Source organism: Endozoicomonas sp. ONNA1, from assembly GCF_024606325.1.
GTDB lineage: Bacteria > Pseudomonadota > Gammaproteobacteria > Pseudomonadales > Endozoicomonadaceae > Endozoicomonas_A.
In genome coordinates this window covers 1-13,380 of record NZ_JAHHPN010000740.1, presented here as the reverse complement: position 1 = coordinate 13,380, position 13,380 = coordinate 1, and the positions used below count along the sequence as shown (strand labels likewise).

The 13,380-nt window shown below is 47.5% G+C and carries 15 protein-coding genes and 1 pseudogene; 14 read left to right on the top strand and 2 right to left on the bottom strand.

Annotated elements, in window-relative coordinates; all coding sequences use genetic code 11:
* Positions 1–127 precede the first annotated feature (127 nt).
* The 9 genes from KDK19_RS17710 (at position 128) to KDK19_RS17670 (ending at position 8,510) form a co-directional block, all read left to right on the top strand.
* A complete protein-coding gene (locus tag KDK19_RS17710) occupies positions 128–472 on the top strand; it encodes a PilZ domain-containing protein (protein ID WP_257252610.1) in 345 nt (114 codons plus the stop codon).
* Positions 473–795: 323 nt separating this feature from the next.
* Positions 796–1,578: a TatD family hydrolase gene (locus KDK19_RS17705; protein ID WP_257292491.1), complete on the top strand. Its 783-nt coding sequence runs from the start codon at positions 796–798 to the stop codon at positions 1,576–1,578.
* 537 nt (positions 1,579–2,115) lie between these two features.
* Positions 2,116–3,450, top strand: a complete 1,335-nt coding sequence (locus KDK19_RS17700; RefSeq protein WP_257281426.1) for a Na(+)-translocating NADH-quinone reductase subunit A — start codon at positions 2,116–2,118, stop codon at positions 3,448–3,450.
* A 3-nt stretch (positions 3,451–3,453) separates the two neighbouring features.
* Positions 3,454–4,653: an NADH:ubiquinone reductase (Na(+)-transporting) subunit B gene (locus KDK19_RS17695; protein WP_257281425.1), complete on the top strand. Its 1,200-nt coding sequence runs from the start codon at positions 3,454–3,456 to the stop codon at positions 4,651–4,653.
* Positions 4,653–5,441 carry a Na(+)-translocating NADH-quinone reductase subunit C gene (locus KDK19_RS17690; RefSeq protein ID WP_257281424.1) on the top strand — a complete coding sequence of 263 codons (789 nt, stop codon included), beginning with the start codon at positions 4,653–4,655 and terminating at the stop codon, positions 5,439–5,441. The genes KDK19_RS17695 and KDK19_RS17690 overlap by 1 nt, the downstream gene beginning before the upstream one ends.
* Entirely contained in the window at positions 5,441–6,106 is a 666-nt protein-coding gene (locus KDK19_RS17685) for an NADH:ubiquinone reductase (Na(+)-transporting) subunit D (protein WP_062268817.1), read from the top strand. The genes KDK19_RS17690 and KDK19_RS17685 overlap by 1 nt, the downstream gene beginning before the upstream one ends.
* Before the next feature lie 3 nt (positions 6,107–6,109).
* Positions 6,110–6,706 carry an NADH:ubiquinone reductase (Na(+)-transporting) subunit E gene (gene nqrE / locus KDK19_RS17680; RefSeq protein WP_257281423.1) on the top strand — a complete coding sequence of 199 codons (597 nt, stop codon included), beginning with the start codon at positions 6,110–6,112 and terminating at the stop codon, positions 6,704–6,706.
* Positions 6,707–6,721: 15 nt separating this feature from the next.
* Complete coding sequence (gene nqrF, locus KDK19_RS17675) at positions 6,722–7,954, top strand: NADH:ubiquinone reductase (Na(+)-transporting) subunit F (protein WP_257281422.1); 1,233 nt, start codon at positions 6,722–6,724, stop codon at positions 7,952–7,954.
* A 226-nt stretch (positions 7,955–8,180) separates the two neighbouring features.
* Positions 8,181–8,510 carry a hypothetical protein gene (locus KDK19_RS17670; RefSeq protein ID WP_257292490.1) on the top strand — a complete coding sequence of 110 codons (330 nt, stop codon included), beginning with the start codon at positions 8,181–8,183 and terminating at the stop codon, positions 8,508–8,510.
* 80 nt (positions 8,511–8,590) lie between these two features.
* Here the strand turns inward: KDK19_RS17670 and KDK19_RS17665 are convergent, their stop codons facing one another.
* On the bottom strand, positions 8,591–9,616 hold the full coding sequence (locus KDK19_RS17665) for a trypsin-like serine protease (protein WP_257292489.1): 1,026 nt from the start codon (positions 9,614–9,616) through the stop codon (positions 8,591–8,593).
* 78 nt (positions 9,617–9,694) lie between these two features.
* Between KDK19_RS17665 and KDK19_RS17660 the strand changes: the two genes are divergently transcribed.
* The gene (locus KDK19_RS17660; RefSeq protein ID WP_257281419.1) at positions 9,695–9,952 is read left to right on the top strand and encodes a hypothetical protein; all 258 of its coding nucleotides are present in this window, start codon (positions 9,695–9,697) and stop codon (positions 9,950–9,952) included.
* A 447-nt stretch (positions 9,953–10,399) separates the two neighbouring features.
* Here KDK19_RS17660 and KDK19_RS17655 read toward each other — a convergent pair whose 3' ends face one another.
* A complete protein-coding gene (locus KDK19_RS17655) occupies positions 10,400–10,528 on the bottom strand; it encodes a hypothetical protein (protein WP_257292488.1) in 129 nt (42 codons plus the stop codon).
* Positions 10,529–10,653: 125 nt separating this feature from the next.
* Between KDK19_RS17655 and KDK19_RS17650 the strand changes: the two genes are divergently transcribed.
* The 4 genes and pseudogenes from KDK19_RS17650 to KDK19_RS17635 form a co-directional block, all read left to right on the top strand.
* Positions 10,654–10,848 carry a type II toxin-antitoxin system VapB family antitoxin gene (locus KDK19_RS17650; RefSeq protein WP_257281418.1) on the top strand — a complete coding sequence of 65 codons (195 nt, stop codon included), beginning with the start codon at positions 10,654–10,656 and terminating at the stop codon, positions 10,846–10,848.
* Positions 10,845–11,237, top strand: a complete 393-nt coding sequence (locus KDK19_RS17645) for a PIN domain nuclease (RefSeq protein WP_257281417.1) — start codon at positions 10,845–10,847, stop codon at positions 11,235–11,237. Before KDK19_RS17650 ends, KDK19_RS17645 begins: the two co-directional genes overlap by 4 nt.
* A 413-nt stretch (positions 11,238–11,650) precedes the next feature.
* Positions 11,651–12,952: an anaerobic C4-dicarboxylate transporter gene (locus KDK19_RS17640; protein ID WP_257281416.1), complete on the top strand. Its 1,302-nt coding sequence runs from the start codon at positions 11,651–11,653 to the stop codon at positions 12,950–12,952.
* A gap of 138 nt (positions 12,953–13,090) precedes the next feature.
* A pseudogene (locus KDK19_RS17635) lies at positions 13,091–13,380 on the top strand (hypothetical protein); the annotation flags it as partial.

The following is a 13,380-nucleotide window of genomic DNA, read 5'->3' as shown; positions in this document are numbered from 1 at the left end:
TGGCGGCATAGCCGGGAGAAATAGCCTCTGTCAACTCATCCCTGGACGGGTTACACTGACTGAAAGGTAAGCTCAAAATCCGTATCAGTTATCAGAAAAAAATAATCACTATGTCAGGAGAAGAACGATGAGCCGTGGAAAGGGTGGTATGTCAGGTATTTTGTCTTTGACGATCAAAGACACTTCTTCTCTCTATTCATCCTATATGCCTTTTATAACCGGTGGAGGGTTGTTTATTCCGACGTCAAAGCGTTACTCACTGGGGGACGAAGTTTTTATTCGTCTGACTCTGATGGATGAAGCGGATAAATTACCTGTTCCCGGGAAGGTGGTCTGGATCACACCCCAGGGCTCTGCCCGAATGGCCGGGATAGGTGTTCAGTTTACCGATGCGACAGATACAGTCAGAACCAAAATAGAGATGTATCTGGCTGCGGCGCTCAAGTCCGATCGCGAGACCAGTACTATGTAAAGCTCATGTAAGGTTCTGTCCTCAAGCAGTCTCGCTGCTTGAGGTTGTAAGTTCCTGGTCAGGTATTTATTCACCCGTTATTTGATTCTTGGTGACCTGACCTGGGGCTGGGACTGGGATACTGGCTTTGAGTTGTTATTACAGAAAGAAGCATGATTACTGATTCGGTTGGCGGCCTTACAGGGTGATTGCGCAGAATGGAGTAATGCACAGGAGAGCGGTTTGAGCCCAATTCTGCCTGGCGCTTGAGGTAAGAGGGACGCGCATGAGGTATTATGGGGAGTCATTTTGTCTGAATACTATTGAACTAATTACGACTGAATATGTTGATTGATTCACATTGCCATCTCGACCGTCTCAAGCTCGACAGCTATGACGGTGATCTGGACGCAGCACTTGACGCAGCAAGACAGGCGGGGGTTGAAAGAATGCTTTGCGCGGGCATTGATCTTGAGCATGCAGATGCTGTGGTTGATCTGGCAGATAAATATCAGGATGTGTATGCCTCGGTTGGAATACATCCTCTCGAAAAAGAAGCAGCCGAGCCAGATCTGCAAACCCTCCTGCATTATGCGGCTCACCCAAAGGTGATTGCCATAGGTGAGAGTGGTCTTGATTATTATTATTCGGCTGACAATAAAGAAAGGCAGCAGGAGCGGTTCAGAATTCATTTGCAGGCGGCTGAAAAGTCAGAACTTCCCATTATTGTTCACACCAGGGACGCAAGGGAGGATACCCTTGAGTTGATACGCCGGCATGGCGATCTGGACAAAGCGGGTGTGTTGCACTGCTTCACAGAGAGCTGGGAGATGGCGAAAGAGGCGATGGAGCTGAACTACTTCATCTCTGTTTCCGGCATAGTCACGTTCAGGAATGCGACTGAATTAAAAGAGGTCGTTAAGAAGTTACCACTGGAGCGGCTTTTGATTGAAACCGACTCTCCTTATTTGGCACCGGTTCCTCATCGAGGCAGGCCGAATGAGCCTCGCTATCTGCCTGAGGTAGCAAAATGCGTGGCTGACCTGAAAGGTATCTCGCCAGAAAAGCTGGCTGAGATCACGTCTGCAAACTTCTTCCGACTGTTTCCCAAAGCGGCTTCCTGTTGAAGCAGGGAGCGTTCGTTGACAATTCGGACTGTTGATGACGATCCATTATTCGATATTTACCGAGTCGATAGCCACTTTGAATATAATAGTGACTTCTTTCTATATTAAGGGATTACACGATCATTCGCCTATGGCATATCCAGAAGACTGTCTTTATAATTGCGCCACCATTTTTTTCTATGGTGAGCCGTAGTGGCCACGTAACGATGGATTGATGTGAGATTGTACTCAGGTCTCAGGTAGATCCCTCCAGGACTTGTTTTTGAAAGCATAAGTCCCGGAGAGGGCTGGGCAGTATGAGGCTTGGGGACGTTTATCGTCAGTTTGCTTGAATCAGAATATTTACAAATGGGACTCATTTCAGCGGGGTGCGGTCTCTTTGTTGTGCGTTTGATTGAAGTGGAGATCATAGCTTTAGTTCTGACTTCCTGTTGGAAAAAAAAGCTGGGTATTCAGGGTTGTATTGGTCAGCTGTCGGTTATCACCGGAGAGGCGGGTTTATTCCGGACCTGAAAATTGATTGATTAGGCGAAAGGTATGATCAAAATCAAACAGGGGCTGGATCTTCCGATTACAGGAGCGCCTGATCAAAGCATAGCGGATGGTAGGGCAGTTCGCTCTGTCGCCGTGATTGGCTTTGATTATGTGGGTATGAAACCTACTATGGCTGTTGCTGTCGGGGATCGAGTTAAAAAAGGGCAAGAGCTCTTTACCGATAAGAAAACACCGGGTGTGCGCTACACTGCGCCCGCTGCCGGTGTGATTGCTGCGATTAATCGTGGTGAAAAGCGGGTGCTTCAGTCAGTTGTCATTGATGTCGATGGTGACGATGAAGTCACTTTTACTGAGCACAAGCCTGAAGCACTGTCGTCTCTGACTGCTGATCAGGTAGAAGCCCAGCTGAACGGCTCTGGATTATGGACTGCTCTGCGCACCCGCCCCTTCAGCAAAGTGCCTGCCCTGGGTTCCCGGCCGGTCTCCATTTTTGTGACTGCTATCGATACTAATCCTCTGTCAGCTAATCCTGAAGTCATCATCAGTGAACATGCTGAAGCGTTTGAACAGGGCATCAACATCCTGGGCAAGCTCAGTGGTGGCAAAATCTTCCTGTGTAAAGCACCCGGTGCCCGTATTCCTGCCGGTATCGCCACTGCAGAAGAGTTTGACGGGCCTCATCCAGCTGGACAGCCCAGTACCCATATTCACTTTCTGGATCCGGTAAGTGCTCAAAAAATCGTTTGGCAGATCAACTACCAGGACGTCATTGCCGTGGGCAAGCTGTTCACCACCGGTAAACTCTTTACTGATCGTGTTGTTGCCCTGGCAGGTCCTCAGGTTGAGAAGCCTCGTCTGGTGCGTACACGTTTGGGTGCCAGCACCGATGAGCTGGCAGCAGGTGAACTGAAAGAGGGGGATAACCGTATTATCTCTGGTTCTGTGTTTGGTGGCCGAACTGCTAAAGGCTCCTTTGCGTTCCTGGGTCGATATCACACACAGGTTTCCGTTCTGGAAGAAGGCAACGAGCGTTTGTTCATGGGGTGGGTAAATCCGACCATCAACCGCCACTCTGTCCTGAATGTGCTGACTTCAGGTCTGAGCAAAAGCAAACGTTTCAACTTCACAACCACCACCAACGGCAGTGAACGTGCCATGGTACCAGTGGGTCAGTACGAAAAGGTCATGCCCCTGGATATCCTGGCCACTCAGTTGCTGCGTGCGATTGTGGTGGGTGATACGGAAATGGCCCAGAAACTGGGTGCCCTGGAACTGGAAGAAGACGATCTGGCACTGTGCACTTACGTGTGTGCCGGTAAGTATGAATACGGTCCCATCCTGCGCGACAACCTGACCCGTATCGAGCTGGAGGGCTGAGAAATGGCTTTGAGAAAACTCCTTAACTCCCTCGAGCCCCACTTTGTCAAAGGTGGCAAGCACGAGAAGTGGTATGCACTGTATGAAGCAGTAGATACTCTGCTCTATACAGCCCCTAACAAGACTCATAATACCGCTCACGTTCGCGATGCGATCGACCTGAAGCGTATGATGGGAATGGTTTGGCTCTGCACCTTCCCGGCCATGTTCTTTGGTATGTGGAATGTCGGCTTCCAGGCGAACACTGCCATTGCGGGTGGTTTGTCTGCTCCTGCTGACTGGCACGGTGCCCTGATCAGCCTGCTGGCGGGTCACGATCCGGCAAGTCTTTGGGATAATTTTATTTATGGTGCTGTTTACTTCCTGCCTATTTATGCCGTTACATTCTTTGTCGGCGGTTTCTGGGAAGTACTTTTTGCCATCGTTCGTGGTCACGAAGTTAACGAAGGTTTCTTTGTTACTTCTGTCCTGTTCGCTCTGATTGTGCCTCCCAGTATTCCGCTGTGGCAGGTCGCCCTCGGTATCTCCTTCGGTGTTGTTATCGGTAAGGAAGTATTCGGTGGTACTGGCAAGAACTTCCTTAACCCGGCTCTGACTGGCCGTGCGTTCCTGTTCTTCGCTTACCCTGCACAGATCTCCGGTGACCTGGTTTGGACTGCTGTAGACGGCTTCTCCGGTGCAACTGCCCTGAGTCTGGCACAGCAGGGTGGTATTGATCAGGTTGTCTCCAATGGTATCACCTGGTTCGACGCTTTCCTGGGTACTATCCAGGGCTCTGTCGGTGAAACCTCTACTCTGGCCATCTTCATCGGTGGTGCTGTGCTGCTGGCAACTCGTATCGCCTCCTGGAGAATTGTTGCCGGTACCATGCTGGGTATGATTGCAACAGCAACCCTGTTCAACATGATTGGTTCCGAGACCAACATGATGTTCACTACTCCATGGTATTGGCACATGGTTATGGGGGGCTTTGCTTTTGGTCTGATCTTTATGACAACCGATCCTGTATCCGCTTCCATGACCAATACCGGTCGCTGGTATTACGGAATGCTGATTGGTGTCATGGTCATCCTGATCCGTACCGTTAACCCCGCTTATCCAGAGGGTATGATGTTGGCCATTCTGTTCGCCAACCTGTTTGCGCCGCTGATTGACCACTTCGTGGTTGAAGCCAACATCAAGCGTAGGGAGGCTCGTGCCTGATGGGTAACGATAGTATCAAGAAGACGTTATTTGTAACGATTCTGCTCTCTCTGGTGTGCTCCATTGTGGTGTCTGCTGCTGCCGTTTTCCTGAAGCCGCAGCAGAACGAGAATGTTGAACTCGACGTTCAGCGCAATATCCTTAGCATTTCTGGTCTGACCAAAGATGCCAAGGCTTTGAGCAACAGTGAAGTGGCCGAACTGTATAAACAGGTTCAGCCGCGTCTGGTCGACTTGAAAACCGGCAAGTTCGTTGATAAAACCCCTGAGGGTCAAACCGCTGCCAACTATGACCAGCGTGTTGCCGCCAAGATTCCCGACGAGTCCCGTGCCCTGAGTGGTGCCGAGGATATTGCCAGCATCAAGCGTCAGGCTGACATTGCCAAGGTCTATATCATTGAGAAAAATGGCAAGCTGGAAACCATTATTCTGCCCGTACACGGCTACGGTCTGTGGTCTACCATGTATGGCTTTATGGCTCTGGATAGTGACCTGAACACCGTCAAGGGTTTCGGTTTCTACGACCAGAAAGAAACGCCGGGACTGGGTGGCGAAGTAGACAACCCGCTCTGGAAGGATAAATGGCCCGGAAAGAAGATCTACGACAGTAAAGGTGTTGTGGAAGCAGGCCTGGTGAAAGGCGGTGCTGATCCCAAGTCTCCTTACAAGGTCGACGGTCTTTCCGGCGCAACTCTGACCAGTAACGGTGTGACCAACCTTATTCATTTCTGGATGGGTAAAGATGGCTTCAAACCGTTCCTTACTAATTTGAAAGCGGGGGATGCATAATGTCTGAGAAGACTAAAGATATCCTGCTGGAACCGGTCGTTAACAACAACCCCATAACCTTGCAGATCCTCGGTATCTGTTCGGCACTGGCGGTGACCACCAGCATGCAGGTTAGCCTGGTTATGGCCATGGCGGTAATCGGCGTAACCGCCTGTTCCAACCTGGCTGTATCCCTGATTCGTAACCACATTCCCAACAGCATTCGTATCATCTGTCAGATGACCGTCATTGCTTCTCTGGTAATTGTGGTGGATCAGATTCTGAAAGCTTACGCTTACGACATCTCCAAGCAGTTGTCTGTATTTGTAGGTCTGATCATCACCAACTGTATCGTGATGGGTCGTGCCGAAGCCTTCGCTATGAAGAACGGTCCCAAGCTATCCTTCCTGGACGGTATTGGTAACGGTTTGGGTTACGGTGCGGTACTGCTTATTGTGGCATTCTTCCGTGAACTGTTCGGTGCCGGTAACCTGTTCGGTGTTGAAATCCTGAAGACTGTCAACAACGGTGGCTGGTATCAGCCTAACGGCCTCATGCTGCTGGCCCCGAGTGCGTTCTTTCTGATCGGTCTGCTGATCTGGGTGATTCGCAGTCGCAAGCCGGATCAGGTTGAAGACAACGAGTTCAAAATGGCTCCTAACACCAAGTTCAGCGAGGCCCACTAAGCCATGGAACATTTCATCTCACTTTTTGTGAAAGCAGTGTTCGTGGAAAACATGGCATTGGCTTTCTTCCTGGGTATGTGTACCTTCCTGGCGGTGTCCAAGCAGGTTAAAACAGCTCTGGGTCTGGGTGTCGCCGTAGTGGCCGTATTGACCATTACTGTCCCCATTAACAACCTGATTTATCAGAACATTCTGAAAGATGGCGCGCTGACCCCCGGTGTCGATCTGAGCTTCCTGGGGCTGATCACCTACATCGGTGTTATCGCGGCTCTGGTTCAGATTCTGGAGATGTTTCTGGATAAGTTTGTACCGTCACTCTACAACGCACTGGGTGTATTCCTGCCGCTGATTACCGTGAACTGCGCCATCATGGGTGCGTCACTGTTCATGGTTGAGCGTGACTACAATCTGGGCGAGTCTGCGGTATATGGATTAGGTGCGGGTGTTGGCTGGGCTCTGGCAATTGCTGCCCTGGCTGGCATCCGTGAAAAGCTGAAGTACAGTGATGTACCTCCGGGCCTGCGCGGCCTGGGTATCACCTTCATTACTGTGGGTCTGATGTCACTGGGCTTTCTGTCATTCTCTGGCGTACAGCTTTAAGGAGGTCGTGTAAATATGGAAAATACCGAAGTCATAGTTTATGGCGTAGTCATGTTTTCCGTCATAGTGCTGACGCTCGTAGCGATCATCCTTGCTGCACGCTCGCGACTGGTTAGCACCGGTGATGTGACCATCAACATTAATGAAGACCCTGAGAAAGCGGTCACTACAGTGGCCGGTGGCAAGCTCTTGACGACTTTGTCAGGTGCGGGTGTCTTCCTGCCATCTGCCTGTGGTGGTGGCGGTACCTGTGCACAGTGCAAGTGTAAAGTACTCGACGGTGGTGGCGAGATGCTGCCTACCGAACGTTCCCACTTCACCAAACGTGAAGAGAAGGAAGGCTGGCGTCTGTCCTGTCAGGTGAACGTTAAGCAGGATATGGAAATCGAAGTTGAAGAAGAACTCTTCGGTGTTAAGAAATGGGAATGTGAAGTTGTTTCCAACGAGAACGTTGCCACTTTCATTAAAGAGCTGGTTCTGAAACTGCCGGAAGGTGAAGACGTTAACTTCCGTGCCGGCGGTTATGTGCAGCTGGAAGCGCCTGCGCACACGGTTGAGTACAAGAACTTCGACATTCAGGATGAGTACCGGGGCGACTGGGACAAGTTTGACCAGTGGAAATACGTTTCCAAGGTCGATGAAGAGACTATTCGAGCCTACTCTATGGCTAACTACCCTGAAGAGAAAGGTATTCTGAAGTTCAATATCCGTATCGCTTCACCGCCTCCCGGGACGGACTTTGAGCCGGGCAAGATGTCTTCTTTCGTCTTCAACCTGAAGCCGGGTGACAAGATGACCGTTTATGGACCCTTCGGTGAATTCTTCGCAAAAGACACCGACAACGAAATGGTCTTTGTCGGTGGTGGTGCTGGTATGGCGCCAATGCGCTCCCATATCTTCGACCAGTTGAAGCGTCTGTCTTCTACCCGCAAGATCTCTTTCTGGTACGGTGCCCGCTCACTGCGTGAAGCATTCTACGTAGACGAGTTCGACAAGCTGGCAGAAGATAACCCTAACTTTACCTGGCATCTGGCGCTCTCTGATCCTCAGCCAGAAGATAACTGGGAAGGTTACACCGGCTTCATTCACCAGGTGTTGTTCGACAACTACCTGAAGGAACACGCTGCTCCTGAAGACTGTGAGTTCTATATGTGTGGACCTCCCATGATGAACGCTGCGGTGATTAAAATGCTTGAAGATCAGGGGGTTGAACCCGAAAATATCATGCTGGACGACTTCGGTGGTTAATTCAATGGTCTGACATAGAGGTTGGCTTGAGAGTGCTCAGTGGCTCTCGATACAAAGAAACCGGGGATACTCTCAGAGTTCACCGGTTTTTTTTGTTGGATTAATCATTAAACCAATATCCGACGATCAACTTCAGAAACTTTTTGCTTATAGCTATTTTTATGTTGCCCTCTATATTTTGATCTCTCCTATGCTATTTTTTTACCATTGAAAGAGAGTAAGCCCAGTGAGTTTAAAGCCCAAATACCAATCGACGGAGTTGGATCACATTCGAGACACCTTGACTGACGTGGTCAGCTCATTAGGTGAAGCAAACAGCAATATTAAAAAGCTCGACGCTAAGTTTGATAAACGCTTTGACGAGCACGATAAGCGCTTTGATGAATGCGATAGGCGCTTTGACGAACACGATAGGCGTTTTGACGAACACGATAGGCGTTTTGACGAACACGATAAGCGCTTTGATAAAATTGATAAACGCTTCGATGAGCAGGAAAAGCGTTTTGACAAAATTGAAGACACTCTCTCCATCATCGTGAACCACCTCAAGAGATAACCACCTCACTTAGCAAAAATAATCAGTGGGTTGTCTACTGGCAATCACTGATTAAAAGCTTCAGTTGGCTGGATCAGCATTTATAAAAAAATAATAGCTGTTGGTATAACTAATGTGTAAATTTGACTAGCTGAAGTGGCTGTAACAGATGAAGCTGAAGTATCTGAAACAGTTGAAGCAGTTGGAGTATCTGAAGTGCCTGAAGTGCCTGAAGTATGTGAAGTAGCTGAAGTAGCTGAAGTAGCTGAAGTAGCTGAAGTAGCTGAAGTAGCTGGAGTATCTGAAGTAGTTGAACTATCTGAAGCAGTTGAAGTAACTAAATCAGTCCATTCAAAATCATTCGATGTCAATGCATCATAAAAGTATGTTTGATTAGCTGATGAATTAAGGTAAATATTTTTAGTTATAAAATCAGCATTAATGAATATTGGCGTATAGCCTATGATGCTTCCATCGTGATTAGCCACAGCTGAATGTACACCAATTAGATATTCAGTACGGTTAACCTCATAAAACAGAGGTGAGCCTGAATCTCCACCTTTCCCTTCCCCCGGATAGTTCAAGATATATCTAAGATCCGTATATTGGCACATAAGCTGTGTTAGCCATGATAATTTCACTTTCTTAAGTACTGAAGTGCTCTGGTAACCTGCTGCAAAAGGGTTTCTTATAGAACTGGCTAATTCTGAACAAGTATATATTGAAAAATCAAGAAGGGGAGGGTTGTCGAGAATGACATCTTCTGAAAGCTCCATAATTGCGATATCTGTTGTTGTAATTTCAGCATTCGGATGAAGAATGAATCTTTTTACTTTAATTCTTTTTTTGCTATCCAGGTTGTTGAAATCTACATATGAAGCCAATGCTTTTTTTTCAGAAAGGAAACAGTGAGCCGCCGTTAAAACATGTCTTTGAGTGATCAAAAATGCCGTACACCTTACTGCACAACAAGGATCATAATAATGATTTAACTGTACAATCCAGGGAAGTTGCCCCGCAGGAACTACTTCTGCCGGATCAGTGTACCTTTCCACCCTATCTCTTGCGAACAATTGCATTGAGAAACATGGGATAGAAAATAGGAACACATATTTCAGCCAACTCATGTATGTACCTTCGAATGATGACAATCGAAGTCATAAGGCTAGAACACAGTATGGGCGAGAGCCATAAAACATCGGTTTATGGGCGAGGGCTCCCCCCTGGCCTTGTCATCCCCGAAAGGCCGTGACCCACTGATGGCGCTGGATTCCGGCCTTCGCGGGAATGACGACTTCAGAGCGTGGGAGCGAGGGGGATGTCCGGATATCAAGGCTAAGCTGCACTGGTTGATTGATGCAATGCCTGGAAAACTTCTGGGCATTGCTCTGCTATCTGGAGTAACGCTTTGGCAGGCTCCTTTGGAGTTCTACGCCCTTGCTCCCAATTTTGCATGGTTCTGATGCTAACGCCCATGAATTCAGAAGGGGGATTTTTTGCTCATTAATTCGGGGTCTCCTGATTTTGGTGCTACATTGCATTCGCTTACAATTCCTTAGGTTTTTTAAAATGCGTTTTTTTTTGTGTTCATTTTATGTTTATTCTGGAGAGTTTTCAGATGCCATAAAAAGTGGGTATAAAGAGAAAATTACTTCTTTAATCACTGTATTATCTACTGTGCCGGAGTTAAAATTATCATGTTTTCCACATAGCTTTAGAGGAGTCTTTGGAGTAATGCTAAAGCCATTTTTATGTGAAGAGAGTCATATAAATTGTGAAAGCCCTTCATCTAGTTGTACTGAAAACCGGGACGAATAGAACTTGGTAAAAATTTCCGGTAGGCTCACTGAGCAACACAACGAATAAGGGTAGATTGCGTGCATTCTCTCCTTATTCATCAAGTGGCGTGGTTATTTCTTCAGTTGTCTGACAATGATGGTCAGTGTGTCTTCGATTTTGTCAAACCTGATGCGGTTTTTACGCTGGTTTTCCAGCATTACCTTATCGTTTGTTGTAGATGTGATGAACATAGCAGACATCGAAATATTGCACAGAGGCATATAGTTGAGATGGGGCAGAGACTCAGAGCTCTGAACTATTTGTTATGTTTTTGTACCCTATCTATAATGTGTATACATTAAGAAATTATACACACAGGTGCAATGTGCGTACAAATATAGTAATTGACGATGATCTAATGGCGCAAGCTTTAAAGGCTACAGGTTTAGATACCAAAAAAGAGGTCGTGGAACAGGGGCTTAAGCTGTTGGTGAAACGCAGCGAGCAGCAATCGATAAGAAGTTTACGAGGTAAGATCACTTGGGAAGGTGATTTAGATGAAATGAGGAATAATGAGTGATCTTAGCAGACACCAGCGTTTGGATTGACTACCTTAACGGGCAGATCACCCCTCAAACAGACCTCTTGGATGATTGTCTCGTTGAGGGAACGCTCGCAATGGGCGATCTGATTTTTTTAGAGATCCTCCAAGGCGTTAAAGACGAAAAGCAGTTTAAAAAAGTAAAAACTAAATTATCACTACTCGATCAATATTCCATGTTTGGGTCAGACATGATTTTTAAATGCGCAAATAACTACCGTACATTGCGTAAAAAAGGAATAACGATTCGAAAAACCAACGATGTGATTATTGCTTCATTTTGCATCGAGCGAAAAATGGGGCTGCTGTACTTTGATAGAGATTTTAAACCTTTTTCTGAGTTTCTAGGCCTGAAATCAGCCTACTAAGAAACATAATTTCTGGTTCAGTTACGCCGCTAATGGCAGCGATGGGTGGAGGGATGCGCTCAACTTGCTAAAAGTCAAAACCATTCTGCTCTGAATAGCCGACAAGTCAGTTATTTGCGTTTTTAGTATTTTCTTCAATAATGCCGTAAAAATAGCAGTTATTGGGTTTACCACCCATCTCCTTTTATATCAGGATTATTGAGAATCACTACAGGATGGATAAAAGTCTGCAAAGCTTCCATCCAACAGGTAATGCGGGAAGGTGTTTCGGTAAACCGTAAAAAGTTGCCATGATAACTAATTATTTTTCTGGTGTTAAAAGGTTAACATATTAATGTTAAGGTTTTTCATGTCAGGTGGTGACACTGTCATTGCCTGCCGGAAGCAGTATTAGTACATAGGGGAAACTCTTCATGCTTTGGGTTCAGTTAGCGGTTGTACTTGGAGCCATTTTTCTTGGTGCACGACTGGGTAGTATCGGTATTGGTTTTGCCGGTGGTATGGGGGTGCTGTTACTGACACTGGGCCTTGGGCTCCAACCCGGGGCAATACCCATAGATGTAATTTTGATTATTATGTCTGTGATCGGAGCAGTGGCTGCCATGCAGGTGGCTGGCGGTCTGGATTATCTGGTTGAACTGGCGGAGAAAATTCTTCGCAGTAAGCCAAAGTATATTACCTTCCTTGCACCGACTGTGACTTATGTTATGACTCTGTTGGCAGGCACGGGTCATACTTCTTATTCTACTCTGCCAGTGATTGCAGAAGTGGCTAAGGAAAACGGTGTTCGCCCATCTCGCCCACTGAGTATCGCTGTGATTGCTTCCCAGATTGCCATAACTGCGTCACCTGTTTCTGCGGCGGTCGTTGTTTTTAGTGGCTTTCTAGAGCCCTACGGCATCGGTTATTTGGAGCTGCTGGCTATCTGCATTCCTACTACTTATGCTGCCGTTATGCTGACCGCTGTTATCTGTAACTTCATGGGAGTGGATCTGGACAAGGATTCTATTTATCAGGACAGATTAAAAGCCGGTCTGATTACCCTGCGTGAGACTAGAGAACGTCAGGGTGGCAGGAAGGGGGCGGGCCTCTCGGTCGCCATTTTTGCTCTGAGTATTTTGGCTGTGGTGCTTTACGCTACTGCCATCAGCGGTAATGTAAGTCTGATTGCAAATCCTGTTCTGCCCCGCGACTCTGCCATCATGGTGTTTATGATGATTGCGGCGGGTCTGATTACTATCTTCTGCAATATTGATTCTGGCCAAATTCTCAACGCCCAGACCTTCAAGTCCGGTATGAGTGCCTGTGTCTGCGTATTGGGTGTTGCTTGGTTGGGTAATACTTTTGTGGGGGCGCACATTGATTCTATCCAGGCTCTGGCGGGTAATGTTCTGAACAGCTACCCATGGCTGCTGGCGGTTACTCTCTTCTTCGCCTCCATGCTGCTCTACTCTCAGGCTGCTACCACTCGAGCCCTGATGCCTGCGGCTTTGGCTCTGGTTGATCCCGTCACCGCTATTGCTTCTTTCGCAGCAGTATCCGCTCTGTTCGTTCTGCCAACTTACCCAACACTGCTGGCGGCCGTAGAAATGGATGAAACCGGGTCTACCCGTATCGGTAAGCTGGTCTTTAACCATCCATTCTTTATGCCGGGTACTCTCTGTATTGCACTTTGTGTTGCCTTTGGCTTTGCTTTTGCTCCAATGATTGTTTAACTTTTGATCATTCCGGCCTGCCTGCTCAGGCAGGCCATTCTGTATTTGCTCTAAACCTGTTTTCCTCAATCGGACAATCTGTATCTGCGTTATTATTTCCAGTTATAATTAACGGCTTTTAGTTAAGTTGGAGAATGCATGACTCCATGGATTCACCTACTGTCATCCACCGTGCGCCTTGTGGATTTACACGACAGTAATCACGAAAGGCATTCAGAAAATATCAATGTCTCGGCAGAGACTCGCCCTGGACTCGGAGATGGGTATTGGCTGGATATTGCCTGCCTGCTATTGGAGTTCCTGCTTGAGGAAGACTACCGCACAAACGGCCAATACATCCCTCAGGTTCGCTGCCTGAACTATTTACAGCCGCAGATTCCTGAGCTGAGGGCAGAGGATCTGGCTTATGTCGCCAATGTCCTCAGTAC

Excerpts from the sequence above, each read along its gene's own strand:
- nqrE (WP_257281423.1), top strand. The coding sequence starts at position 6,110 with ATGGAACATTTCATCTCACTTTTTGTGAAAGCAGTGTTCGTGGAAAAC.
- KDK19_RS17700 (WP_257281426.1), top strand. The coding sequence starts at position 2,116 with ATGATCAAAATCAAACAGGGGCTGGATCTTCCGATTACAGGAGCGCCT.
- nqrF (WP_257281422.1), top strand. The coding sequence starts at position 6,722 with ATGGAAAATACCGAAGTCATAGTTTATGGCGTAGTCATGTTTTCCGTC.
- KDK19_RS17665 (WP_257292489.1), bottom strand. The coding sequence starts at position 9,616 with ATGAGTTGGCTGAAATATGTGTTCCTATTTTCTATCCCATGTTTCTCA.
- KDK19_RS17655 (WP_257292488.1), bottom strand. The coding sequence starts at position 10,528 with ATGTCTGCTATGTTCATCACATCTACAACAAACGATAAGGTAATGCTG.
- KDK19_RS17710 (WP_257252610.1), top strand. The coding sequence starts at position 128 with ATGAGCCGTGGAAAGGGTGGTATGTCAGGTATTTTGTCTTTGACGATC.
- KDK19_RS17690 (WP_257281424.1), top strand. The coding sequence starts at position 4,653 with ATGGGTAACGATAGTATCAAGAAGACGTTATTTGTAACGATTCTGCTC.
- KDK19_RS17640 (WP_257281416.1), top strand. The coding sequence starts at position 11,651 with ATGCTTTGGGTTCAGTTAGCGGTTGTACTTGGAGCCATTTTTCTTGGT.
- KDK19_RS17695 (WP_257281425.1), top strand. The coding sequence starts at position 3,454 with ATGGCTTTGAGAAAACTCCTTAACTCCCTCGAGCCCCACTTTGTCAAA.
- KDK19_RS17660 (WP_257281419.1), top strand. The coding sequence starts at position 9,695 with ATGGGCGAGGGCTCCCCCCTGGCCTTGTCATCCCCGAAAGGCCGTGAC.
- KDK19_RS17685 (WP_062268817.1), top strand. The coding sequence starts at position 5,441 with ATGTCTGAGAAGACTAAAGATATCCTGCTGGAACCGGTCGTTAACAAC.
- KDK19_RS17705 (WP_257292491.1), top strand. The coding sequence starts at position 796 with ATGTTGATTGATTCACATTGCCATCTCGACCGTCTCAAGCTCGACAGC.